The sequence below is a fragment of the Rouxiella sp. S1S-2 genome (genome assembly GCF_009208105.1).
In the GTDB taxonomy this organism is placed as follows: Bacteria; Pseudomonadota; Gammaproteobacteria; order Enterobacterales; family Enterobacteriaceae; genus Rouxiella.
Map to the genome: position 1 here is coordinate 1,485,731 of NZ_WFKL01000001.1, position 25,027 is coordinate 1,510,757.

At 51.5% G+C, this 25,027-nt stretch carries 21 protein-coding genes; 6 read left to right on the plus strand and 15 right to left on the minus strand.

Annotated elements, in window-relative coordinates; genetic code table 11:
- Nucleotides 1-87: 87 nt before the first annotated feature.
- The 8 genes from GA565_RS06845 to mdtD all read right to left on the minus strand — a co-directional run bounded on the left by GA565_RS06845 (nt 88) and on the right by mdtD (nt 9,468).
- The gene (locus GA565_RS06845; RefSeq protein ID WP_152197865.1) at nt 88-1,101 is read right to left on the minus strand and encodes a Zn-dependent oxidoreductase; all 1,014 of its coding nucleotides are present in this window, start codon (nt 1,099-1,101) and stop codon (nt 88-90) included.
- A gap of 29 nt (nt 1,102-1,130) precedes the next feature.
- Complete coding sequence (gene manD, locus GA565_RS06850) at nt 1,131-2,345, minus strand: D-mannonate dehydratase ManD (RefSeq protein WP_152197866.1); 1,215 nt, start codon at nt 2,343-2,345, stop codon at nt 1,131-1,133.
- Between the two features lie 184 nt (nt 2,346-2,529).
- The gene (gene yegS, locus GA565_RS06855; protein ID WP_152197867.1) at nt 2,530-3,429 is read right to left on the minus strand and encodes a lipid kinase YegS; all 900 of its coding nucleotides are present in this window, start codon (nt 3,427-3,429) and stop codon (nt 2,530-2,532) included.
- A 412-nt stretch (nt 3,430-3,841) separates the two neighbouring features.
- Complete coding sequence (gene yegQ / locus GA565_RS06860) at nt 3,842-5,221, minus strand: tRNA 5-hydroxyuridine modification protein YegQ (protein ID WP_152197868.1); 1,380 nt, start codon at nt 5,219-5,221, stop codon at nt 3,842-3,844.
- A 227-nt stretch (nt 5,222-5,448) separates the two neighbouring features.
- Nucleotides 5,449-5,787, minus strand: coding sequence for a YegP family protein (locus GA565_RS06865; protein WP_055781726.1), 339 nt, complete (start codon nt 5,785-5,787; stop codon nt 5,449-5,451).
- Between the two features lie 119 nt (nt 5,788-5,906).
- Entirely contained in the window at nt 5,907-6,626 is a 720-nt protein-coding gene (baeR, locus tag GA565_RS06870; protein WP_152197869.1) for a two-component system response regulator BaeR, read from the minus strand.
- Nucleotides 6,626-8,017, minus strand: coding sequence for a two-component system sensor histidine kinase BaeS (gene baeS, locus GA565_RS06875; protein WP_152197870.1), 1,392 nt, complete (start codon nt 8,015-8,017; stop codon nt 6,626-6,628). The genes baeR and baeS overlap by 1 nt, the downstream gene beginning before the upstream one ends.
- Nucleotides 8,014-9,468, minus strand: coding sequence for a multidrug transporter subunit MdtD (gene mdtD / locus GA565_RS06880; protein ID WP_152197871.1), 1,455 nt, complete (start codon nt 9,466-9,468; stop codon nt 8,014-8,016). The genes baeS and mdtD overlap by 4 nt, the downstream gene beginning before the upstream one ends.
- A gap of 439 nt (nt 9,469-9,907) precedes the next feature.
- On the opposite strand from mdtD, the gene GA565_RS06885 reads away from it, so the two are divergent.
- Nucleotides 9,908-10,864: an aldo/keto reductase gene (locus tag GA565_RS06885; RefSeq protein ID WP_152201344.1), complete on the plus strand. Its 957-nt coding sequence runs from the start codon at nt 9,908-9,910 to the stop codon at nt 10,862-10,864.
- A gap of 147 nt (nt 10,865-11,011) precedes the next feature.
- On the opposite strand, the gene yegD is transcribed toward GA565_RS06885, so the two are convergent.
- Both yegD and GA565_RS06895 read right to left on the minus strand, forming a co-directional pair.
- Nucleotides 11,012-12,364: a molecular chaperone gene (gene yegD / locus GA565_RS06890; RefSeq protein ID WP_152197872.1), complete on the minus strand. Its 1,353-nt coding sequence runs from the start codon at nt 12,362-12,364 to the stop codon at nt 11,012-11,014.
- Between the two features lie 485 nt (nt 12,365-12,849).
- Nucleotides 12,850-13,302 carry an acyltransferase gene (locus tag GA565_RS06895; protein ID WP_152197873.1) on the minus strand — a complete coding sequence of 151 codons (453 nt, stop codon included), beginning with the start codon at nt 13,300-13,302 and terminating at the stop codon, nt 12,850-12,852.
- 61 nt (nt 13,303-13,363) lie between these two features.
- Between GA565_RS06895 and alkA the strand changes: the two genes are divergently transcribed.
- The 5 genes from alkA to GA565_RS06920 all read left to right on the plus strand — a co-directional run bounded on the left by alkA (nt 13,364) and on the right by GA565_RS06920 (nt 17,829).
- Nucleotides 13,364-14,263: a DNA-3-methyladenine glycosylase 2 gene (alkA, locus tag GA565_RS06900; protein WP_226950921.1), complete on the plus strand. Its 900-nt coding sequence runs from the start codon at nt 13,364-13,366 to the stop codon at nt 14,261-14,263.
- A gap of 273 nt (nt 14,264-14,536) precedes the next feature.
- Complete coding sequence (locus GA565_RS06905) at nt 14,537-14,932, plus strand: hypothetical protein (protein WP_152197874.1); 396 nt, start codon at nt 14,537-14,539, stop codon at nt 14,930-14,932.
- A 215-nt stretch (nt 14,933-15,147) separates the two neighbouring features.
- A complete protein-coding gene (locus GA565_RS06910; RefSeq protein WP_055781753.1) occupies nt 15,148-16,563 on the plus strand; it encodes a cytochrome ubiquinol oxidase subunit I in 1,416 nt (471 codons plus the stop codon).
- Nucleotides 16,564-16,565: 2 nt separating this feature from the next.
- On the plus strand, nt 16,566-17,573 hold the full coding sequence (gene cydB / locus GA565_RS06915; protein WP_152197875.1) for a cytochrome d ubiquinol oxidase subunit II: 1,008 nt from the start codon (nt 16,566-16,568) through the stop codon (nt 17,571-17,573).
- A 100-nt stretch (nt 17,574-17,673) separates the two neighbouring features.
- The gene (locus GA565_RS06920) at nt 17,674-17,829 is read left to right on the plus strand and encodes a DUF2474 domain-containing protein (protein WP_139804148.1); all 156 of its coding nucleotides are present in this window, start codon (nt 17,674-17,676) and stop codon (nt 17,827-17,829) included.
- Between the two features lie 118 nt (nt 17,830-17,947).
- On the opposite strand, the gene mgtE is transcribed toward GA565_RS06920, so the two are convergent.
- From mgtE to purN, 5 genes are all read right to left on the minus strand, one after another.
- Nucleotides 17,948-19,381, minus strand: a complete 1,434-nt coding sequence (gene mgtE / locus GA565_RS06925) for a magnesium transporter (RefSeq protein ID WP_152197876.1) — start codon at nt 19,379-19,381, stop codon at nt 17,948-17,950.
- A 329-nt stretch (nt 19,382-19,710) separates the two neighbouring features.
- Nucleotides 19,711-21,252, minus strand: a complete 1,542-nt coding sequence (gene ppx, locus GA565_RS06935) for an exopolyphosphatase (RefSeq protein WP_055781766.1) — start codon at nt 21,250-21,252, stop codon at nt 19,711-19,713.
- A 21-nt stretch (nt 21,253-21,273) separates the two neighbouring features.
- Entirely contained in the window at nt 21,274-23,358 is a 2,085-nt protein-coding gene (gene ppk1, locus GA565_RS06940; protein WP_152197878.1) for a polyphosphate kinase 1, read from the minus strand.
- A 190-nt stretch (nt 23,359-23,548) separates the two neighbouring features.
- On the minus strand, nt 23,549-24,124 hold the full coding sequence (speG, locus tag GA565_RS06945) for a spermidine N1-acetyltransferase (RefSeq protein WP_152197879.1): 576 nt from the start codon (nt 24,122-24,124) through the stop codon (nt 23,549-23,551).
- Nucleotides 24,125-24,307: 183 nt separating this feature from the next.
- Complete coding sequence (gene purN / locus GA565_RS06950) at nt 24,308-24,946, minus strand: phosphoribosylglycinamide formyltransferase (RefSeq protein ID WP_152197880.1); 639 nt, start codon at nt 24,944-24,946, stop codon at nt 24,308-24,310.
- Nucleotides 24,947-25,027 lie beyond the last annotated feature (81 nt).

Consider the following 25,027-nt stretch of genomic DNA (forward strand, 5'->3'; position numbering starts at 1 on the left):
CTAATAAATGTAAATAGCTATATAAATCTTGTTTTAAATAATAACCCTGGCGGCAGGTCAATGAATGATGACCTGCCAAAATAAATTTTAGAATTTGAGAAGAACTTTACAGCAGGCGCGCTGGTCTTTTTCAAATAAGGTCATGGCAGCCTCAACGTCTTCACCCAGCATGCAGTGGGTCACCAATTTCTCAGGATTAATTTTTCCCTCTGACATCCATTCAATAACCTGCGGAAAACGATGGCTGTTGAGTCGTGAAGAAAACAGCGAGATCTCTTTGCTGGTGATGCTTTGCTGCGTAATGCTGCAGGCTTCACCTGAGAATCCCATCATGCCTACCCGCGCTGCCGGAGAAGCGACGTTAATCGCCTCCTGCAAGATGGAGGGATGACAGGCTGCGTCGATAACCAGCGTCGGGCGAATATTTTCAGCCGCTAACTGTTCTGCTACCGACTGATGCTGATTATTAATGGCCCAGTCTGCGCCATTTTCACACGCCATTTGCAGACGTTCTTCAATTCTGTCGGCAACAATGACCTTTTGAACCCCATAGACGCCTTTTAGAACCTGAATCACCGTCAGGCCCATCGGCCCCGCGCCGAAGATAAGGGCGGTGTCCGTTGGGGTCGGCTTCAGAAAGGCGGTAATATTGGCCGCAATGGTAAAGGGTTCGACCATGCTGGCGAGCTGATCTGGAATTGAGTCCGGAACTTGATAAGCGTTTTGTGCCGGAGCCACGGCGTAATCGCTGAACCCGCCGTCGCGGTGCACGCCTATCACCTGCAGCTCACTGCAGACGTTGGGGCGACCCACTGAGCACGGGTAGCAATGGCCACAGCTGACCACGGGGTCAATCACCACTCGCTCACCGATGCGTGCGGGGTCAACGCCTTCGCCAATGCTATCAATATGGCCAAAAAACTCGTGTCCAATCACCCGTGGGTATTTGGCAAACGGATTGTGTCCGTGATAAATGTGCACATCCGAGCCGCAAATACCGGCGTAGCTTACCTTGATGCGAACCTCGCCAGGCGCCGGTTGCAGCAGCGGGCGTGTTTCGATAACCAGTTTCCCTGGCTGCTGAATAACGATACTTTTCATAGCATTTCTCTCAATAAGCGGCGCATTGTTTACCAGCTCCACAGCGTGCCGTCTTCAAGACGGGCGACCGGCAGATAAGCAGGGTCGTAGGGATATTTGGCCGCCAGCTTTTCATCAAACTCGATACCAATCCCCGGTTTTTCACCCGGATGCATGTAGCCGTTATCGAAGGTCCAGCTGTGCGGGAACACTTCCAGCATTTGTTCGGAATAGCCCATGTACTCCTGCACGCCGAAGTTGGGTACCCACAGGTCGAAGTGCAGCGCCGCCGCCATGCAGATAGGCGACAGGTCAGAAGGGCCATGTGAACCGGTGCGTACCTGATAAAGCGAGGCAAAGTCGGCAATGCGGCGCATACCGGTCACGCCACCGGCATGGGTGATGGTGGTACGAATGTAGTCAATCAACTGCTCTTCAATCAGCTGCTTACAGTCCCAAATACTGTTAAACACTTCACCGACCGCAATCGGCGTGACGGTGTGCTGGCGGATCAGGCGGAAGCATTCCTGATTTTCGGCAGGCGTCGGGTCTTCCATCCAGAACAGACGATATTGCTCAACGCTTTTACCGAAGCGAGCCGCCTCAATAGGCGTCAGGCGGTGGTGCATGTCGTGTAACAGGTGCTCATCGAAGCCAAATCTGTCGCGCACTGCCTCAAACAGCTTTGGCGTGAAATCGAGGTATTTTTCCGTTGACCACAGCTGTTCTTCCGGCCAGTTGCCTTTGGTTGCCGGTTCATAGGCCAGCCCTTTACCTTTGGTGACGCCGTAGCCGGTTTTCATGCCGGGCACGCCGCACTGCACACGAATCGCCTTGAAGCCTTCTTCTTTATGACGTGCGTAGTCGTCCAGGACTTCATCAATTGACTGACCGGTTGTGTGGCAATAGACCATCACACCGGTGCGGGAAGCGCCGCCAAGTAGTTGATAAAGAGGCATGTTGGCAGCTTTAGCTTTAATGTCCCACAGGGCAACGTCCACCGCTGAAATTGCCGACATCGTCACCGGACCGCGACGCCAATAGGCGCCTTTATAGAAAAATTGCCAAATATCTTCAATCTGATGGGCGTCGCGGCCAATGAGCTGCGGGCAAACGTGATCTTTCAAGTAAGACGCGACCGGCAGTTCGCGACCGTTCAGGGTGGCATCACCCAGGCCGGTCAGGCCGCTATCGGTGGTGATTTTTAAGGTGACGAAGTTGCGACCCGGACAGGTAACAAAAACTTCAGCTTTGACTATTTTCATCGGGCAAGACCTTTTGCAGGAAGAGAGTAAGGTGCATTGGTTAAAAAATACGCCCTTACCTAACTACCATACAAGTATGCAGATCAATTTTTGCTGGTTGAGATCACAGTTTGTTGCGCAGTTGTTATTCGGTGTGGAGAAGACGAGAGGGCAGAGGGGATAAATGAGTGAAAACTGCTGGGCGTTAGCCCAGCAGTGCACAGTGTGGCGGCAGTCGGCACTGCAGCGCATTGGGTAAGATATCGATGCGGAAATGCTTGCCGGTCAGCGGTTCACCGTCAAGGTTGAAAGTCATATCGTGCGGAGCGTTGATCTCCAGCCAAGGCAGGGAGGTAGAAACGATATTTTTATTCTCTTCGCCGTTGAGCAGGCTGCGCAAAAATGAAGGCAAAAGCTCTTCGGCGGTCAGCAGACGCAGCTGGAGCAGGCCATCGTTTATCAACGCCTCAGGGCAAATTTCCTGTCCGCCACCGGCCTGACGGCCATTACCAATGCCTATAATCAACGCATCGCCTTCCCATTTAAAGTCAGGGCCGGTAATTTCACAGCGGTCAGCTTTGAGGGTGTCCATTCTCAGCAGGCCGTGAATGAAGTACGAAACACCGCCGAGCGCCGATTTGAGTCTCTCGGGAGTTTCGGTGGTAATGCGCGTGCCAAATCCGCCGGTGGCCATGTTAATGAAATAGCGCTCGTGGTTGACGCTCGCGAGGTCAATATCAGTGGCTCGCCCGTGTACGGCGAGGGTTAACGCTTGATCCATTTCCAGCGGAATGCCACAGCTGGTGGCAAAGTCATTGGCGGTGCCAAGAGGAATAATTCCCAACGCCGGGCGAGATGACTGCGGATGAGCAATTAACGCCGTCGCGACTTCATTAATAGTGCCGTCACCGCCACCGGCAATCACCGTTTCTACGCCAAGTTCGGTGGCTTCAGCCACGTAGCGTGCGGCATCACCGTGTTCCCACGTCACGCGCACCGCAAGTTCTATGCCTTCTGAGCGAAGGTTATAAACGGCTTCGCGCAGTGCTTCGTTGCCCGCGCCTTTTCCATTTAAAATCAGCAGTGCTTGTGTTTTTTTAGTCATGCACCCTCCATGCTTACCGATCCAATGATTATAAAGTAGATGATTTGAGGGGCCAATAGCCATCGGAATTTTCAGGGAAATCTGTATGAATAGATTAATCAGAGTTTTAATAAGGAAAAAATAGGCGAAGGTATTATAAAGTTTTAAATATTTTCTATATTTACTTTATTAATAGAAGTCGGGTTTTTGATGATAAATAAAATTAAATATTTTTAATAAAATAATGCCAGCCCAAGGGTGTTTGGACCGGCGAAGAGGTGGTGACTTTGAGTTTATGCGGTTCTTTTTCATTCGGGGTCTTGCTGCGGAAAATATAATAACCAAAAGAGTCAGGCCGAGATGTGATCGGATTCTACTTTTTGAGAATAAAGTCGAAATAAAAAGGCTATTTCGACCCTATTTATTGCTTTAATTACGACTCTGCATTACGCGTATTACTATTTATAAGGTTTCTTAATAAAATAGCGAACGCTAACGGTATCTCTTGAGGGATCGGTAAATAAACGAAATGACCGTTTCCTGGCGCAACATCAATCGGTTCGCCTTTTTTATTTTGCATCTGCTCGATGAAAAACGACACATTACCCTCAGGCGTCATGATTTCTATGCTGTCACCGACCGAGAAGCGATTTTTGACATCCACCTCTGCCCAGCCGCTGTTTTTTCCGCTGCCGCGTACGCCGGTAAATTCGCCAGCAAACTGCTGGCGGTCGCTCACGGAAAAACCGTAGTCATAGTTTTGCTGTGCCTGATGCACGTGGCGGCGTAAAAAACCTTCGGTATAGCCGCGATGGGCCAACCCTTCCAGAGTCGTAAGCAGACTGGGGTCGAAGGGCTTTCCGGCTACCGCGTCGTCGATGGCGCGTCGGTAAACCTGCGCAGTACGGGCGCAGTAATAAAACGACTTGGTGCGCCCCTCGATTTTCAGCGAATGCACGCCCATTGTTGTGAGGCTTGAGACGTGCTCGATGGCGCGCAGGTCTTTGGAATTCATAATGTAGGTGCCGTGCTCGTCTTCGAAAGCACTCATATATTCACCGGGGCGCAGGGCTTCTTCCAGCATAAACACCCGGTCCGTGGGTTGACCGAGACCCAGGGTTGGCGCGTCGGTTTCGACCTGCTTCACTGCGATGGGGTCATGCTGATGAACGATATTGCCTAACGCGTCCTCTTTACCTTCCTGTACTTTATATTCCCAGCGGCAGGCGTTGGTGCAGGTTCCCTGATTTGGGTCGCGTTTATTGATGTAACCCGAAAGCAGGCAGCGACCGGAATAAGCCATGCACAGTGCGCCGTGTACGAACACCTCAAGCTCCATCTCGGGAACCTGTTGACGTATTTCGGCTATCTCTTCCAACGACAGTTCGCGCGAGAGAATAACTCGGCTCAGGCCCATCTGCTGCCAAAATTTCACCGTGGCCCAGTTGACGGCGTTAGCCTGTACCGAGAGGTGGATATCCATATCGGGAAAGGCGTCGCGCACCATCATGATCAGGCCGGGATCGGACATGATCAGGGCGTCTGGCCCCATTTCGATCACTGGTTGCAGGTCGCGCAGAAAGGTTTTCAGCTTGGCGTTGTGTGGGGCAATATTGACCACCACGTAAAACTTTTTACCCAGTGAGTGCGCTTCGTTTATGCCCAGCGCCAGATTTTGGTGGTTAAACTCGTTGTTACGCACGCGCAGGCTATAGCGGGGCTGACCGGCATACACCGCGTCGGCGCCATAGGCAAAGGCGTAGCGCATGTTTTTCAGCGTGCCAGCCGGAGAAAGTAATTCTGGAGTGAACATAGCCATTCTTGTCTGCGTATTTTTCATCGATGAGAATTTATGAAAAGAGGACCGCGACGTTTTAGGCAGCGGCAGAAGGCCGCAATTGTATCGATGAAAAAAGTGAAAAGAAGCGGGCAGTGGCGGGTATTCGCAGTAGGTTTGAGCCAGATCAATTTTAGGGGTAATTGAGTTATAAGGACGCTGCTCTTGGCGAACAGCGTCGTCGTTTAACGTGTCATTTCACATCAGTGAGTCAAGTCGCGAACGTCCGTGCTTGGACCATTTTTGACTACCGACTGCATGCCCTTTTGGGCCGCACTGGTTGCCGTATACATTTCGCTGACGCCGATGACCTGATGATTTTTAGCCTTCAACACAAAATAGTGCTGGCCGTCTTTGGAAGGCTTAAGCTCATACTGTCCTTCATCGGTGGCATTAATCTGTACCGAAGTGATCCCGTTCTCAGCGGATGCCTTGCTGGCATACATTTCGCTGCTGAGAATAATCTCTCCGTTACCGGCCTTCAGGTTAAAGTGAAACTGTCCGTTCTTCGCTTTTTTAAGATCATAATGACCTGTCGCCATAAAGGTATCTCCAGTAGGTGAATAATCCATCTGTAAGTGTAGCTAATGATGGATTTTCAACCCGAGTAAAACTTCGTTACTGGCGACTTTCAGGCGAATTTGTGACCCAGGCAACAGACTTATGTCAGTCGACAAGGATCGGCTTCCCAGCGATAGCCTACGCCATATACCGCGCGAATAAAGGCTTTGTCGCCGTCAATCGATTCAAGCTTGCGGCGCAGGTTTTTAATGTGGCTGTCGATGGTTCTGTCGGTCACTACGCGATAATCATCGTAGAGGTTATTGAGCAGCGCCTCACGGGTAAAAACGTAGCCCGGTTTTATCGACAGCGTTTTAAGCAGACGAAACTCGGCAGGAGTCAGGTCAAGCTCTACGCCCTGATAATGAGCCTGGAAGCAGCCTTCATCAATGTGCAGGCCCACGCCGTCGGCCAGCGGCTCGGTTGGGCGGTAGCAGCGGCGTAAAATAGTTTTCACTCGCGCCACCACTTCGCGCGGACTGTAGGGTTTGCAGATGTAGTCATCTGCACCGATTTCCAGACCCAATAGTCGATCAATTTCTTCCGTTTTAGCGGTCACCATCATGATCGGAATATCTGAAAACTGGCGAATATCACGACAAATACTCAGGCCGCTGCTGCCGGGCAGCATCAGGTCCAGCAGGATCATGGTGGGCGGATTAGACTGCACCAAAGGCACCACGTCGTTGCCGTTGGTCAGCCATTGCGTGGCGTATCCCGCTGCCTGCAGGTAATCGACCAGCAGCTGTCCTAGCTTGGGTTCATCTTCAACGATCAGAATCTTGAGCGGCTGGTTTTCAGCGTTAACGAATTCGTTCATTAAATTCTTTGTCCGATAGGAATTGAAAGCGGAAGCAGCAGGCTCATTCTGACGCCGCCGTTTGGCGAATGTTCGGCACTTATCTTGCCACCGTGCGCGTCAACGATATTTTGACAGATGGCGAGTCCTAAACCGGAGCCGCCGCTGGCGCGATTGCGTGAACCTTCTGTACGGTAAAAGCGTTCGAAAATACGCTGCAGCTGTTGTTCATTAAGCCCCGGCGCGGAATCCTGAAAATAGATCTGCAGGAACTTGTCGCGGCGGGTAGCAATAATCTCCAGTTCGCCCCCTGAATCAGTATAGCGCAGGCTATTTTCCAGGAGATTATTAAACAGCTGTGATAGCCGATGCGGATCGCCAAATATCGGCGCACTGTCGGGAAGCTGACTTTGCAGCGTCAGGCCCTTGGCGTTAAAACGGTCGCGGAAACTGGCTTCTGCCAGCTGAATCAGGTGCACCGCGTCAGTTTCTTCTTTACGGTAGGCCAGCGCACCGGCGTCAGACAGCGACAGCTGGTAAAGGTCGTCAACCAGCTTGGTGAGCATCGAGACTTCTGACTGCAGCGAAAACAGTGACTCCAGCGACATTTTTCTTACACCGTCCTGAATCGCCTCAAGCTCGCCGCGCAGCACCGCAAGCGGCGTTCTCAGCTCGTGGGAAATATCGGCCATAAAGGCCCGCCGCATTTGTTCATTTTTCTCGAGCGTGATCGCCAACTGGTTAAAGTCTTGCGCCAGTTTACCGAGTTCGTCCTGCGTGCCGACCTCAACACGACTGCTGAAATCACCCGCGGCCAACTGATGCGTGGCTCTGACCAGCCGTTTCACCGGCGCCAGCATGCCGCGCGACAGCAGCCAGGTTACCGCTGCCGCCAAAAGCGTGGTGAAGCCCATAATTATCCAGCTGGTGCGGCGCTGTTGCTGATCGAAGTTAATATCGGCATTGCGCGTCAGCCGTTCGGCGGGCGTGGAAACAACGGTGCCGATAAACACCCCTTTAACCAACATTATGCGTCCGGAACCCACCAGGTCGTAGGGGATCTCTGACTCGGAGCCGGCAATTCGGTGGTTGCAGTTATCGAGTATCCAGAATTTGGTACGCCAGCCGAGGGGGGGCATGACCTGACTGTTTTCATCGTTTTGGTCGAAGGTGCGCATCATCTGGTAGATAGCTCTATCATTATTTCTAACGAAATCCCAGTTGCCGTGCTGCTCATACTGCTGCTGGAGATAGTCGGCAATCATCTCGACCCGTTGCTCATTGCCGTGGCGGATATAGTCGATAAATCCGCGCTCGAAGCTCATACGAACGCCCCAGTTCATGGTGACCATCACCAGACTGCAGGTCAAAAATATGGCCAGAAACAGCTTGGCGGTGATACCTGGTTTCATGATTTGCTCGCAGGGTCAGCAGAGGCCGCCGCATTACGACGGCGGTCTAACAGGGCATTGGTTTGGGATTCATCCGGTACGCGCATGAATATCCAGGCGGGAAGGGCAATGATCAACGTCATGCACATATAGCAGTAAATAAAGGCGCTGTGCATGGTGACGCTGCCGGGATCAATCTGTTGGTGGGCAAACAGGCCTATCAGAATACCGGCAACACTGACCCCCAGACTCATTGAAAGCTGCATAATCATTGACAGCAAGCTGTTGCCACTGCTGGCCAGACGAGGCGGCAGGTCTTTAAGCGTTAAGGTATTCATTGACGAGAAGCGAAGCGAATTAACCATCCCCTGGAAGAACAGCACCACGGGAATCATCCAAAACGCGCCGTAAATCGCCACCAGCGGCATGCACAGTGTGATAACCGAGAGCAGCAGCGTGGCGCTGACCAACGCTTTGCGGTAGCCGAGTTTGTTGACAAGCCGCACGACGATGCGCTTCATTCCCATGCTGCCCAGCACCATAGGAATCATCATCAAACCGGCGTGGAACGGCGTGAAACCCATGCCCAGCTGTAAAAATACCGGCGTCATAAACGGCAACATGCCGCTGCCAATACGGCCGAGAAAACTGCCGGTCAGCCCGATAGAAAAAGTTTTGGTATGAAACAGGCGCAGCGAAAACAGCGCCGAAAGGTTGCCGCGCGCGTGAAGCCAATAACCGCCGAGTGCCGCTACGCCTGTTACCACCAGCGCCGTCAGCATCCACGCCGAAAGGCCAAGCCCTCGGTTGCCCTCAAGTGCCAACGTCAAGGTCGCCATGCACACCGCCAGCATAATAAAGCCGCTGACATCAAAACGGCGGGTCTGCATTTTATAGTTGGGCATCAGCATCACGGTGGCGATAGCACCGGCAAGCCCGACCGGCAAATTAATCAAAAAAATCCAATGCCAGCTGGCGTACTGCACCAGAAAACCCCCCAGCGCCGGGCCCATGAGAGGGCCAATCTGGCCGGGCAGCGTCACGAAGGTCATCGCCGCCATGTATTCGCTGCGCGGCACGATTTTTAGTACCGTTAACCGCCCAACCGGCACCATCATGGCGCCACCGATGCCCTGCAGCACCCGCGACATTACCAACTGTTGCAGCGTGGTGGACTGGGCGCAAAAAAGAGAACCGAGGGTGAACAGCACGATAGCCGAGAAAAAGACCCACTTAACGCCGACTTTATCGGCCAACCAGCCGCTGGCGGGCAGCATCACCGCAACGGTAAGCACGTAGGCAACGACCACACTTTGCATGTGCAGGGGATTCTCGCCAAGGCTGGCGGCCATCGAAGGCAGGGCAGTGTTGACGATGGTGGTATCCAGTGACTGCATAAAGAAGCCGAAGGCGACAATCCATAGCTGCCAGCGCACAGAAATAGGTAGGGTAGTACCTGTAGACTCGGTCATCGATTCGTAATGCCTAATAAATAGTGCCTGATAAATTTTTTGCTCACCGCGTTGATTTTGCCTTCATTCACCGGCCTAACACCAGTGGAAATATACAGAAGATAAAAGCATTGGCTGGCCGCCGGCGAGATGTGGCAGATTAAACCAACACGGCCGACGGAGGAGCTTAAAGGCCATCCTTGGCGGTCGATATGACAACAGGCTGATTGTTTTCGTTTTTATGTGTGCGAGCAGAAATCAGATTTGCATCGATATCCAGTTTAACGAAGTCTTCAGGCTGAAAAATGGAGGAATTAAGGAGTCCCTTTCATTGCGTGACAATTAATTGCAGCGATCATCACTGGGTATTATCAGCGCCGAGGTGCTAAGGTTAATGCTGTGATTCGCAGACTAATTAAATTCTTCATTCATAATGAGTCATCGGGTAAAGGAGAGCATGATGAGTAAAAGAGAATTGGGTCGTTCCGGTATCAAGGTTCCATTGCTGACCTTTGGTGGGAACGTATTTGGCTGGACAATCGACCAGTCTACCTCTTTCAGCATTCTTGATGCGCTAGTGGAGCACCAGCTTAACTTCATCGACACTGCCGACGTTTATTCACGCTGGGCTGAAGGCAACAAGGGCGGAGAGTCGGAAACCATTATCGGCAACTGGCTTAAAACCAGCGGTAAACGTGACAAAATCATTCTGGCTACCAAGGTCGGTATGGAGATGGGCGAGGGTGAGAAAGGCCTGTCACCGAGCTATATCAGGCGGTCGGTAGAAGATTCGCTAAAGCGCCTGCAAACCGACTATATCGACCTTTATCAAGCACATAAAGACGACGAAGATACGCCGCTGTCCGACACGCTCGCCACCTTTGACGCACTTATCAAAGAGGGTAAGGTCCGTGCTATCGGCGGCTCTAACTACTCCGCTACCCGTTTTGCCGAAGCGCTAAAAGTGTCTAAAGAGCAGGGCCTGGCGCGCTATGAAACCCTGCAGCCGGAATACAATCTTTACGACCGCAAAGACTATGAGTCAGGATTGGAAAAGGTTGTGACTGAACACGGTGTCGGGGTGATCAACTACTATTCACTGGCCAGCGGATTCCTGTCGGGTAAATATCGCAGCAAAGAGGATGCCAGCAAGAGTAAGCGCGGCGCCGGCGTGGTTGATAAGTATTTAAACGATCGCGGGCATAAAATCATTCAGGCGCTGGATAACGTTGCCGAGAAACATCGTGCGTCTCCAACGCAGGTTTCGCTTGCCTGGCTGATTGCTCGTCCAAGCATCACGGCACCTATCGTCAGTGCCACCTCGATCAAGCAGCTTGATGACCTGGCACTGGCCACTAAACTGAAGCTCGACAAGCAGGATATCGAGGCACTTGATCAGGCCAGTGCCTGGGAATAATACTTTGAATTGATTCTAGAATTACATTCGTAAGTCGTAGAAATAAAAAAGCGCCGACGTGAGTCAGGCGCTTTTTTATTTGGGGGGTTATCAAGGTGATAATGCAGAACTGTTATCACCTGTTCATCAGCGTTTATCGCTACGGTATTATCTAAACAGCGTCTGCGCCCAGCGTGCTAGCCCTGCCGTTACCGAGCCAAAATCATTGCCGCCCACCAGCGGTATACCCGGCAGCTGGGCCTGCAGCGCCGTGCGCAACAGAGGTGAGCGCGCACTGCCCCCGGTGAGATAAATCACGTCCGGCTTAATTTCGCTGCTGGCGAGCGCGAGGCTGACCTGTTCCTGAATGCGCTCCAGCGGCTGAGAAATCGCTTCGCTGAGCTGCTGCTGGCTGATATTTTCGCTCAGCCCGGCTTCGATGAAGTCCAACGCGGCGGTCACGCTTTGGCGCTCAGACAGCGCAATTTTGCTCTCTTCGGCCGCGCGAACCAGACGATAGCTCAGTCGCTGCTGGTGCACCTTCAACAGGCGTTTAACCTGATCGGGATTAGCCGCATCGCGGATCATATCGCGCAGTAAACGGCCGTTCGCCACGCTGTAGAAATCGAGCTGCGCGGGCACGTCGTTGGTTGCTACGGCGTTCCAGTAAGGCAGTGAAGGCATGGCGATGCCTTTCTGTGTTTCGCTGCCCATGCCAAATTGCGGCGTTAACTGCTTGAACGCGGTCATAATGTCGAGGTCGTTACCGCCAACGCGGCAGCCGCTATGACCTAGCAGGCTGTGCTGACGCTCGGCCTTATCGCGCCAGCTTGGCCCCATCAGCAGCACTGAGCAGTCGGTGGTTCCCCCGCCGATATCCACGACCAGCACGGTTTTGTCTTCAGTCAACGTGGCCTCAAAGTCCAGCCCGGCGGCAACCGGCTCAAACTGGAAGGCGATATCACGGAATCCGGCACGCGCTGCGGCGCGTTCCAAAATACCCTGCGCCTGGCGGTTAGCCTCTTCGCCACCCATGCCCTGGAAATTAATTGGACGGCCAATTACCGTCTGCTCGATAGTCTGCTGTAAAACTGATTCGGCCTGACGTTTGATGTGAAACATCATGGCGCACACCAGGTCTTCAAACAGGGCTATCTGCTGTGGCTTCAGGCCGTTGGCACCCAGAAACGACTTCGGTGAACGAACGAAGTAAACGTCTTCCGGGTCTTCCATATAGGTTGCCAGCGCCTGCAGACCAAAATGCACGCTTTGAGTATTAACCTGAATATCTTCTTCGCGGTTGAAACTCACGCTGCGGCGCAGAAGTTGCTGGTTTTCATCGCTGCCCGTCGGCACCTGCCAGTGGCGATGCAAGCATTCACTGACGGCTTCACGGGTTGGGGCGCACAGCATGGAGGGTAAATAGCTGTCCCCATTTTCAAGTGCCAAAAGTTCTGCGTTGTTGTCACGCATCACGGCAACGGAGCAATTCGCCGTACCGTAGTCAAATCCAATAAACATCACGGTTTCCCCATGCCAAAGAAGGGGGGCGACTTTACCGGAGTCGCTGCCAGCAGGCAAGAAAGAAGTTATACGGGAGTTTTGTGACGATCAGTGCACCTGCTGCATAAATAGCACGGCTAAAATAAATATCATTCTTAAAATTAAAAAAACCTATTTATTATTACAATACGAGTAAAATGCTATTCATAGTAAATGCTTTATTTCACCCAGTTAGTTGAAGTAATGAAATCTACGTTTTTATAATTTCTCGGATGCTATCACTATTCTTGCTTCGCGATACTGCGAACATTTAACTTATCGGGTAAAGAGCAATGAAATCTTACTCCCCTGTGAAAAATAGAAAACGCATGGCGCTTTTCCCCGAGTGGAGTAAATGAAAATAGAAGGGATGACCTTATCAACGTTGGCAGGGATAAAAAAGTCTGTTTCTACGTATTTTACCCTTTATTATCGCCATGTCTGCCTATGAAGACGCGGCGATATTACAACTCTCTGACCCACCGCGCCGGATTACCGACATAAACACCTTTAAGCGTAATGGGTTTCACCACAACGCTGCCCGCACCGATGACGACACCGCTGCAAATCGTGTCAGTGAGGATGGTGGCCCCGCTACCGAGGGTGACGTTATCGCCCAGAACGATTCTCAGCCAATTTTCCGCATTGGCGTCAGGTGTACCACTTTTAAACAAATCGTTGGCAAAGGTGACGCCGTGCCCAATAAAGCAGTTTTCGCCCAGTGTGACGTTTTCGCATAAAAAAGAGTGCGACTGTATTTTACTGCCGCGTCCAATAATGCAGCCTTTTTGTATCTCGACAAACGGGCCGACGAAAACCTCATCCCCTAAGGTGCAGCCGTAAACGTTGGAGGGCATCATTACTCTGACGTTCTGTCCTGCTTTCACATCCCTTATGCTACATTCAATAATCTGCATTATTTTCCCATCGCTCTTTCCGTAACAGAGTCATTATACAACTTATTGAGGAACTGCCTGCGTGCAAACGACAAAACATCTTCTTCCTTATATGCCTCCGTATGACTGGAGCTGGATGGCTGCGTTTCTCGGGGCGAGGGCACTGGCGGGCATTGAGCATTTTGAAAGCGCGGCAGATGCCGACGGTGATTCAACCCAGATTGTCTATCGGCGCACGCTGACGGTGGGGCAGGGGAAGAGCGCAGTAAGCGGCTGGATTTGCTGGCGACCTCTTAAGGATAAGCACGCCGTGGAGCTTGAGATTTCTGCTTCGCTGGCGCCACATCGTGAAGAGGTTAAAAAGCGGGTCAATAATTTACTGGATTTGGATGCCAATCCGCAGGAGATTGCACAAACACTTGGCCCCTTGGCCGACGACGACGCGGGACTGCGGCTGCCGGGCTGTATCGACAGTTTTGAGCTTACCGTGCGCGCTATTCTCGGCCAACTGGTGAGCATTAAGATGGCCGCCACTTTTTGCGCCCGACTTGCCTCGCTGTGCGGTGAGCCGATAGTCACGCCGTTTGCCAGCCTGACTCGGTTGTTTCCTACGCCACAGCGCATTGCCGCACTCAGCGTTGAGGACCTGCGCGCTATCGGTGTTCAGTCCAAGCGCGCTGCTTGCCTGATTGGTATCGCCAAGGCGGTGCAAAACGGCGAGCTGCCTCTTTACAGCATCCGCGATGTTGAGCAGGGCATCAGACAATTAGTGGCGATGCCCGGCATTGGTGCCTGGACGGCAAACTACGTCGCAATGCGTGCGTGGGGAGAAAGGGATATTTTTCTGCACAGTGACTATTTAATTAAGCAAAGATTTCCAAATATGACGCCGGCGACAATAAATCGCTATGCTCAAATTTGGAAACCGTGGAGAAGTTACGCGACGTTACTTATTTGGAATAACCCTAATTGGAAACCATAATAATCAATTGTTAAATTTGTTGATAATAAATGTTATCCCATGGTGTCCATAAGGATACAGTTATTAAATAAATGAAATCCTATTTACATCGACAGAATTTGAAATCAAAAAACCGCACAAAGTGGCCGAAAGTTTTTTAACATTTTAAAGAAATACACGTACAATTCATGCGAATCGAAATTTCTCTACTTCATTAGGCTGAACGTGTCTTTAATCTTGATCAACTCTTCACGAAGTTTCTCACCCGCGTGGTGGGGTATCTTCGCGATACTCATGTTACTGCTTGCTCCTGCTATCTCGCGATCGCTGGAACACTTTAGTATGGGTACTGCAGAGTCGTCTGCAACGACGAACTCGGTGGCGAGCTTTGTGTCGGGGGCAAACCGAGTCATTGCGACAGGCATCAAGGACCATCAGTCATCAATCTCAGACCAACTTGGCCGCATGCAGATGCAGCTGAACGCGTCGGCGAATGATGTCTCGGTGCACGAAGATTTATCTTGCTCGCATTGCGCATTAATTGACCAGTTGACTATAATCAATGTGGGAAATGTTATGCTTCATTGGTCGGGTAAACTGAGTTCTGTCCTACCCAGAGAACATTTCGATTCTCCGCTGTTTAGTATATTTAAACTGTCGGAGTCTCAACCCCGCGCTCCACCTTTTTAATTAACACCTGCGTTTACACTTACAGACATCGTGTTGAATCCGTAGTGGACCATAAAAGGTTTTCTACAAAGGATTTTCTACCAAGAATATATTTATTTTTATTTTAGTCATTGGGTAACGTGTTGCTTTTTTTGCTTCAGGACGCCTGCGACTTTTTTTTCGAACAAACTGACTGTCTGTCATATGAAACTTTCTATGCAATCTGAGGTAATGCCATGTTTGGCTTAACTGCACTGGATCTTGCAAGGACCCAGTTCGCCTTTACAGTGTCGTTTCACATTATTTTCCCGGCTATCACCATAGGTTTGGCGAGTTTTCTGGCTGTGCTCGAAGGGCTCTGGCTGAAAACAAAACAAGATGCCTATCGTGATCTTTATCATTTCTGGTCCAAGGTCTTCGCCGTAAACTTCGGTATGGGCGTCGTCTCTGGTCTGGTTATGGCTTACCAATTCGGTACTAACTGGAGCGGCTTCTCTGATTTCGCCGGTGCTATTACGGGTCCCCTGTTGACCTATGAAGTACTGACCGCATTCTTCCTCGAAGCCGGCTTCCTGGGTGTCATGCTGTTTGGCTGGAATCGTGTTGGTCCTGGCCTGCACTTTTTCTCTACCTGTATGGTGGCCCTGGGAACTATCTTCTCAACCTTCTGGATCCTGGCCTCAAACAGCTGGATGCATACCCCACAGGGTTACAGCATCGTAAACGGTCTGATTGTGCCGGTTGACTGGTTGAAAGTTATCTTCAACCCGTCGTTCCCGTTCCGTCTCATGCACATGAGCGTGGCCGCATTCCTGGCCTCGGCGTTCTTTGTGGCTTCTGCCGCGGCATACCACTTGCTGCGCGGAAACAACACGGCGGCGACCCGCAAAATGTTCTCGATGGCCATGTGGATGGCGCTGATCGTCTCTCCAATCCAGGCATTCCTGGGTGATGCGCACGGTCTGAACACCCTGAAGTATGAGCCTGCCAAGATTGCTGCGATTGAAGGCCACTGGGAAAACCTGGACAACAAACCTACGCCGTTGGTGTTGGTCGGTTGGCCAGACATGGACGCCGAAGAGACCAAGTACAAGATTGAAATTCCCGATCTCGGAAGCTTAATTCTGACGCACAGCCTGACCAAGCAGATCCCGGCGCTTAAGTCTTTCCCTAAAGAAGACCGTCCAGATTCGACCGTCGTGTTCTGGTCATTCCGCATCATGGCCGGTTTGGGCATGCTGATGATTCTGTCAGGCTTCGTGGGCCTGTGGCTGCGTCGTCGCGGTACGATGTATGAGAACAAAAACTTCCTGCGCTTTATGCTGCTGATGGGGCCGTCGGGTCTTATTGCACTGCTGGCGGGCTGGTTCACGACGGAAGTGGGTCGTCAGCCGTGGGTTGTTTATGGTCTGCTGCGTACTAAAGACGCGGTTTCGGCGCACGGTGTTGTGCACATGAGCATCACGCTGATTGCCTTCATTGTTATCTACTGTTCCGTATTCGGTGTGGGCTATGCCTACATGATGCGCCTGATTAAGAAAGGCCCTCAGGCACACGAAGGCGAAACTCACGAGCACGGTGGCCCGGGTCAAACACGTACCCCATCGCGTCCGCTTTCTGCAGTAGATGAAAAACTAGATTCCAGGAGCTAATAATGGGTATCGACTTGCCGTTGATCTGGTTCGTCATTATCATTTTCGGCATCATGATGTATGTCGTAATGGATGGTTTCGACTTAGGTATTGGTCTGCTCTTTCCGTTCGTTAAAAAGAGCGAAGATCGTGATGTGATGATGAACACCGTCGCCCCCGTTTGGGACGGTAACGAAACCTGGCTGGTGCTGGGCGGTGCGGGCCTTTATGGCGCGTTCCCGCTGGCCTACTCGGTGATCCTTGATGCATTGGCGATGCCATTGACCATCATGCTGTTTGGCCTGATTTTCCGCGGCGTGGCGTTTGAATTCCGTTTCAAGGCCAGTGAAGAAAAGCGTCACATCTGGGACAAATCCTTCATCTGGGGTTCACTGGTGGCTACCTTCTGTCAGGGCGTGGTGCTGGGTGCTTTCATCGACGGTATGCCGGTTGTTAACCGCGTTTACGCCGGTGGCCCGATGGATTGGCTGACGCCATTCACCGTGTTCTGCGGTCTGGGTCTGATCGTGGCTTATGCGTTGATTGGCTGTACCTGGCTTATCATGAAAACCCAAGGCTCGCTGCAGCAAAAAATGCACGACATGGCGAAACCTTTGCTGTTCACTCTGCTGGCCGTGCTGGCTGTCGTCAGCATCTGGACGCCAATGACCCACGCTGACATCGCGCATCGCTGGTTCAGCAGGCCTAACCTGTTCTGGTTCCTGCCGGTGCCTGTTCTGGTGCTGCTGGTGTCATTCTGGTTGGTGAAAGCGGTAAACCGCAATGCGCATTACACGCCGTTCCTGCTCACGCTGGCACTGGTGTTCCTGGGTTACAGCGGTTTGGGCATCAGTGTATGGCCAAACATCATTCCACCGTCCATCACGTATTGGCAGGCATCGTCCCCGCCGCAGAGTCAGGGCTTTATTCTGGTTGGCGCGTTGGTGATTATCCCCATCATTCTGGTTTACACCTTCTGGAGCTACTATGTGTTCCGTGGGAAAGTGACGCCGGATCAGGGTTACCACTGATAACGTGTTGACGTGATGACGAGAGGGGCGGGCAACGCGCTGCCCCTCTTTTTTCAAAAGATTGGAGGGCTGAATGAAAAGTATTATTAATATTCAAAAGATGGACGACAAAACCGTCCCGGCGAAAAACGTCTCTTTTTGGAAAAAGATTTCCTGGTTGGTGATTATCTACGGCGGCAGCGTACTGGCTCTGTTCGTGGTCGCCAGCGCGTTTCACATCTTGATGTTTGCTGCCGGAATGAGAACGCACGGCTAATTCACGCAGGTAAGTTATTGAGATAATTAGCTGCGAGTATGTTGGCGTACACCACATCGCTCCCTGAGTTTCAGGGAGCGGCTTGCAGTAGCCAGGATGGCGTAGAAACAAGAAAGCGTTACAGCAGGAAGACGGTGGCCAGACCGAGAAAGATAAAGAATCCGCCGGTGTCGGTCAGCGCCGTAATCATTACGCTCGCCCCCAGCGCCGGGTCTCGCCCCAGCCGCACCATCGTTAACGGAATAATCACCCCCATCAGTGCCGCGACCAGCAGATTGAGCACCATTGCCAGCGTCATGACACCGCCCATCGCCATATTGCCGTAAAGCAGCCAGGTCACAATCCCCATCAGGCCGCCCCAAACGAGGCCATTAATCAGCGCCACGCCAAGCTCTCTGAACAGCAAAAACGGCAGGTTGCCGAGCTGAATTTGATGCAGCGCCAGCCCGCGAACGATCATGGTGATGGTCTGGTTACCGGTGTTACCGCCGATCCCGGCAACAATGGGCATCAACGCCGCCAGTGCCACCAACTCGGAAATGGTGTGCTCAAATAGCCCAATAACGCGCGAGGCGACAAAGGCGGTACACAGGTTGATGGCCAGCCACGCCCAACGATTTTTCACCGCCTTGGTCACCGGCGAGAAAATGTCTTCTTCCGGGCTTAGGCCACCCATGCGACGGATGTTGGTATCAGAGTCTTCGTTAACAAAATCGACAATAGACTCAACCGTCAGTCGGCCCATCAGCTTGCCTTTTAAGTCTACTACCGGTGCGGTTATCAGGTCATAGCGCTCAAACGCACCGGCGGCATCGTCGGCTTTATCATCGGGGCTGAAGCAGGTTGGGTCATCATTCATCACCTCGCTTACCCGCCTCTGTGGCGCATTAAGCAGTACGGTGGTTAAGGGCAGTTCACCGAGCAAGAGGTTTTTGCGGTCGGTGACAAACAGCTTATCGCTGCCTTTGGGAATGATTTTACGAAAGCGCAGATAGCGCTGCACGGTGGCCAGCGTGACGTCGGGACGAATGGACAACAGTTCGAAGTCCATAATACGGCCCACCGAGGTCTTACCGAACTTCATAACCTCGCGCACTTTGTCGCGCAGGCGGGGTTCAAGTGAGGTCAGTACGCGACCGGTCAAATCACGCGGCAGGTACTCGGCCAGATAGACCTGATCGTCAAGGTCTAGCAGAGCGATAGCCTTGAGCAGGTCTCGGTCGCTCATCTCCTCAATCAGGCTGTCCCAAACCGTTTCTGACACTTCAACCAGCGCCTTGCCGCGCGCCGAAGTATCTACCAGGCTCCACAGTGCCAGACGCTGACGTTCGGGCAGTGCTTCGAGTATATCGGCAAGGTCGGCGGCGTGAAGGCTGGCTACGCTGGCGCTGAGGTCAGCGGTTTGGTCCATCAGAAGAGTGTTGCGGCTTTCTGCTGACTTTTCACCGAGAATGCTGTCGGCTAAATCATCGTTATTAAGCAGTAAATCAAGAATATGATGGCGTAATTCTGCCAGTTTTTGTGAATGGTTCTGCGGTTTTGCTGCTGACATTCAGAGTCCTTCTGCAATCTGGAAACTAAAATGGCGCGTTAAAATAAGGGCGGAATAACGGTTAAGGCGTTTTATCTGACGGATTTTCTTGTGTTGCTGAGGACATACTTTGTTCAATCTGCGCCTGTTTCTGACTTTTATGATGGGAATAAGACCCTATTGCGGCGTAGATCAGACGTCCAAACAAGATTATGAAGCTTATCGTCAGAACGATTTTCGTCATCTTTATGTTATTTTTTTTACGCATTGTGGTATCTACAGTGTCATTTGAGGTGGGGCGATGCGCGCTCTTCCTAAGCAAAAGGGCGCGCATGGCAAATGAGAGGGCGCTACTGTTCTTGCTCGCCTTCTTCCTCTTCCAGCATCAGTTTCCAGCCTGTTACGTCACTCCAGTAATTTTGCTCGCGTTCGAAATCCAGTTGAACCAAGTTGTTCTGCGCCATAAATCCTGCCGGGAAACGCAGCGTCCAGTGGTTGTCGTCGGTATGCAGTCGCAGACTTTCAGGCTGCGTGGTGGCCTGACGCTGATTGTTCAACAGTGCGCCGAGGCGCAGCAGCTGGATAAGTGGCAGGTAATGTTTTTTCTTGAACAGGTTAAGGCGCGGCAGATCATCCAAGCGAATCGCTTTACGCTGAAAACGTACCAGCGTAGCCAGCAGCGTTTGCTGTTCCTGAGTGAAGCCCGGCAAATTTGAGTTCTGCAAAATGTAGGCAGAATGACGATGCATGCCGCTGTGGTTAATGCCCAGGCCCACTTCATGCAGCATAGAGGCCCACTTCAGCAGCGATTCAAGCTGTGGCTGAGCCAGTGTCGCATTTTGCGCCAGCCACTGGGTGTACAGCGTCTCGGTGGTTTCCAATACCCTACGGGCCTGCTCGCGGTCGATATTATAGTGATCGGCCAGGCTTTTTGCCGTGCGGCTGCGAATATCCTGATGACGAAAACGACCTTCCATTTCGTACAGCACGCCTTCACGCAGCGCACCGTCAGACAGGCGCAGCTCTTTGATTGCCAGCGCGTCAAACACGCCGCACAGGATAGCTAATCCAGGCACGAACACTGACTGACGGTCTTCTGAAAGGCCCGGAAGACTGAGTGAGGAGAAGTTTTTATACTTCATGACCTCATCGGCCAGCATCTCAAGACGCTCGGCGGTGATCAATCCGTCTTTCTCACCCATTTCAATCAGCACTTCATGGGCAGCTTTTATTGTTCCGGAGGCGCCGAGCGCATACTGCCAGCCCTGCAGGCGATATTGCCAGGCCAGCGTTTCGAGCTTTTGCGCGGCGGCCAGGCGGGCGCGTTTAAAATTACTGCGGCTGATTTCGCCACCGCGGAAAAATAGCTGAGCAAAACTCACACAGCCCATGCGGCGGCTTTCGGCCAGCAGTGGTTCGAAGTCTTCACCGATCACCAGTTCGGTTGAGCCACCGCCGATATCAATCACCAGTTTGCGGCCTTTCTCAGGTTGAGTGTGCTCAACGCCCATAAAAATCAGACGCGCCTCTTCCTGACCCGAAATAATCTCAATCGGATAGGGAATGACTTCAGCAGCACGCAGCAGAAACTCTTCGGCATTAATCGCCTGACGCAGTGAGTGAGTGCCTACAATAGTCACGTTCTCACCTGAGAAACCCTGTAGCCGTTCAGCAAACAGCGCAAGACAGTCAAGACCGCGCTGAATGGCCTCTTCGCTCAGTTTGCTATTACTGTCCAGACCGTCTGCCAGATGAACGCGCTGCTTCAATCGGCCTAATACCTGGAGTGCGCCGTTAACGACGCGGGCTATCACCATATGAAAACTGTTTGACCCAAGGTCGATAGCGGCAATTTCCTGTGGTTTGGCAGTCATTGAGCTGTTTAACGGCATGAGTTTGTATGCTCCAAAGTATCACGCAGGGTCTTTAGGTGGTGTTTGATTATTAAGTTCAAACGCTTTTAAATAGTCATAGATCGCCACCTGAGCGCGCACCTTGCGACGATTTCCGCGTGGAACATAACGGTTACTGAGCTCTTTATCAATAACTCTTGCTTTTACCGTGTCACTGAACTGTATCGCCAGCAGGTCCAGCACGCGCTGTTTTATCACCGGATCGAGCAGGGCAACCGCCACCTCGATTCGGTAATCAATATTGCGCGTCATCCAGTCTGCTGACGACAGATAGACCTTAGTATCGCCTTTGTTTTCAAATGTATAAACGCGGTCATGTTCAAGATAACGGTCGACAATGCTGGTGACCTGAATGTTTTCGCTGACGCCTGCCAAATCGGGCACCAGTGAGCACATGCCGCGGATCAATAGACGTATTTTGACCCCGAAACTGGAGGCGGCATAAAGTCTGTCGATCAGTCCTTTATCAACAAGGTTGTTTATTTTAAGGGTAATCCCTGCCTTTTCGCCGGCCTGCGCGTTGGCGATTTCCTGGTCTATCAGCGCATACAGCATGCTGCGTGAATTTTGTGGCGACACCATCAGGTGTTCAAAGGTCACCGGCCGGTAAGGATTTTCAATGAAGTTGAACACGCGACGCACTTCATTGGTGATTCGGGAGTCGGCGGTCAGTAACGAATAATCGGTGTACAGACGGGCCGTTTTCTCATTGAAATTGCCGGTACCAATATGAGCATAGCGGACAATTTCATCATCTTCGCGGCGCGAGATAAGAAATAGTTTGGCGTGGATCTTAAGCCCCGGCGCGGAGAAAATAACGTGTACACCGGCCTCGGTCAGTCGTTTGGCCCAGTGAATATTGGCCTCTTCGTCAAATCGCGCCTGAAGCTCAACCACTACGGTGACTTTTTTACCGTTGTGCGCTGCATGGATCATCGATTCAATGATGCGCGAGTCTTTGGCGACGCGATAAATATTAATTTTAATCGACAGCACGTTAGGATCGAAGGCTGCCTGACGCAGCAGTTCGAGCACGTGCTCGAAGGTGTAATAAGGGTAGTAAAGCAGAACGTCCTGCTTTCGAATAGCGGCGAAGCCGTTGCGGAAATTGTCAAACCACAGGTGGCGAAGGCGCGCAATCGGGCGGTTGACCATATTGGCCTTGCCGACGTTCGGGAAATTAATAAAGTCTTTAAAGTTATGGTAGCGCCCGCCGGGGATGACGGAATCGTAGTTGGAAATACCCAGCTTTTCGCGCAGCAGTTCGACCATTTCATCAGGCATATCGCGTTGATAAACAAAGCGCACCGGTTCAGCAGTCAGACGCTGCTTCAGGCTCGATGACATCAGCTCCAGCAGGCTAGACTCCATTTCTGTGACCAGGTCATATTCGGCATCGCGGGTCATTTTCATCGAATAGGCGTTGAGCGAATCGTAATCGAAGAAGCCCTTAAAGATGTCGTCGAGGCAGTAACGTAGAATGTTATCTAGAAGAATCATTGGCTTGCGGCGACGCGGCGCTTCTGGCGGCAGGTTCACAAAGCGAGGAACCTTGTCGGAAGGGATTTCGAGCAGCGCATAGTCTATTTTTTCGCCACGAATGATTTCTACCGCCAGATAGGTGTAGTCATCCTTAAGAAACTGAACCAGGTTCGTTTCCTGATTGACCAAAATCGGCGTAATAAATTGGCGCAGGTGATGCTTGAAATACTGACGCAGCCAGGCCTGCTGGTTTTCTGAAACCTGACGCTCATTGATTAGAAATATTTGGTTGCGGGCCATTTCTAACAGCAAATCATTGTACAGGCTGTCAAATTCCTGATCGATACGCATCACCTTTGCCTGGATCTTTTTTAGCAAATGGCGTGATGCGCCGATAAAACCCTGCTCCTCGCTGATCAGGATACGTCGCTTCAAGTCGGCAAAACGGACCTTATAGAATTCATCAAGGTTGTTCGAATAAATCCCCAGAAAGCGCATACGTTCGATCAATGGGTTACTCTTGTCAGCCGCCTCCTGCAGTACTCGCTCATTGAAGGACAACCAACTCAACTCTTTATCTATATACAGTTTTTCCTGACCCATGTTAACTCCGTTCATTTAGCCTGAAACCTGGCCCATCAAGACGCATTTTTCAGCCTGCGCTGCCTTCAGGGAGAGGGCCTAGTATCTTCCTTCATTATTGCGAGAGATTGACAAGAATGTCCAATAAATCCCAATAAATCCATATTGTTTGGAAATGTTGGGACCCGTCAGAGAGTGGTAGCAGAATAACTTAGAGTACGCCCGCGCCCAGTGCTTCGATAGCAGGGCTTTCGGCGGTTTTAGTTTTGTAGCGGACTAAAAATTCCGGTTGGAAAATGCACATGCGGATCACACTGCGGTATTCGCCGTTAACGAAGAATTCGTTTCTAAGCTCGGCTTCCATTTCAAAGCCCAGTTTGCGATAGATGTGGATAGCCTTGTCATTTTCCTTATCAACAATCAGGTACAATTTGTACAAATTGAGGACGGAAAAGGCGTAATCCATCGCCAAACGAGCGGCTTCGCTAGCAAAACCCTGGCCCTGATGGTTGGGGTCGATGATTATCTGAAATTCAGCGCGGCGGTGAATGTGGTTTATTTCAACCAGTTCAACCAGACCGACACGGGTTCCCTGAAATTCAGTAATAAAGCGGCGCTCGCTTTGGTCATGGATGTGTTTGGCGTAGAGATCTTCTAACTCAACGTAGGCTTCGTAAGGTTCTTCGAACCAGTAACGCATGACGTTAGCATTGTTATCAAGGCGGTGTACGAACGTCAGATCGTCCTTTTCCAGTGGGCGAAGTCTGATGCGGTTGGCGCTGAACATGATGGTCCTTAATGTTCTATTTATTTTAGGTTAACTAGTTTAAAAAACTGCATTGTGCAATTTGATTGCAATGATAGCGCATTTTTTAAACTTATTACACCGGGGCGCGCCGACGCGATTCGGAAATAAAAAAACCGGCATTTAGCCGGTTTCCAGAAAGTATTCACTGCGTCAGCGAGATAATCAGTCGGCGGCGTGGCCTTCGGCAGGCAAGATTTTCCCGTCGAGAACCGGCTGTCCGTCGCGCAAAACCAGGCGTCCGTCAACGAACCAGCTCACCACCAGAGGATAAATATTGTGCTCTTGAGTCTGCACGCGCTCATTCAAATCTTCGGCGGTATCTTCTTCAAAAACAGGGACTTTAGCCTGAAGTACAACGGGTCCGCCGTCGAGCTCCTGAGTGACGAAGTGCACTGAGGTGCCATGTTCAGCATCTTTATTGTCGATAGCCTTTTGGTGGGTGTGTAACCCAGGGTATTTCGGCAACAGAGAAGGGTGAATATTCAGCATGCGACCCGCGTAACGATCCACGAAGTCTGGGCTGAGAATACGCATATACCCGGCAAGAACCACGAGGTCGGGCTGATAGGCGTCAATCTCTTCCATAAGAGCGGCGTCAAACGCAACGCGATCGGCATACGCCTTTGGGTCTAACGCATGAGCGGGAATACCCGCCGCCTGCGCGCGTTCAAGACCATAGGCCGACGCTTTATTACTGAAAACGGCACTGAGTGTGGCGTTAACTCTTCCCTGCTGGCAGGAATCGATTAATGCCTGGAGGTTGCTTCCATCGCCAGAAACTAAAACAACGATCCTTTTCATTTTACCTTCACTCTTAACGCTGTTGCGGCGTTAGCTTCGCCTGTTTACCCGAATCACTGACTGATGTCAGCTCATCGGGAT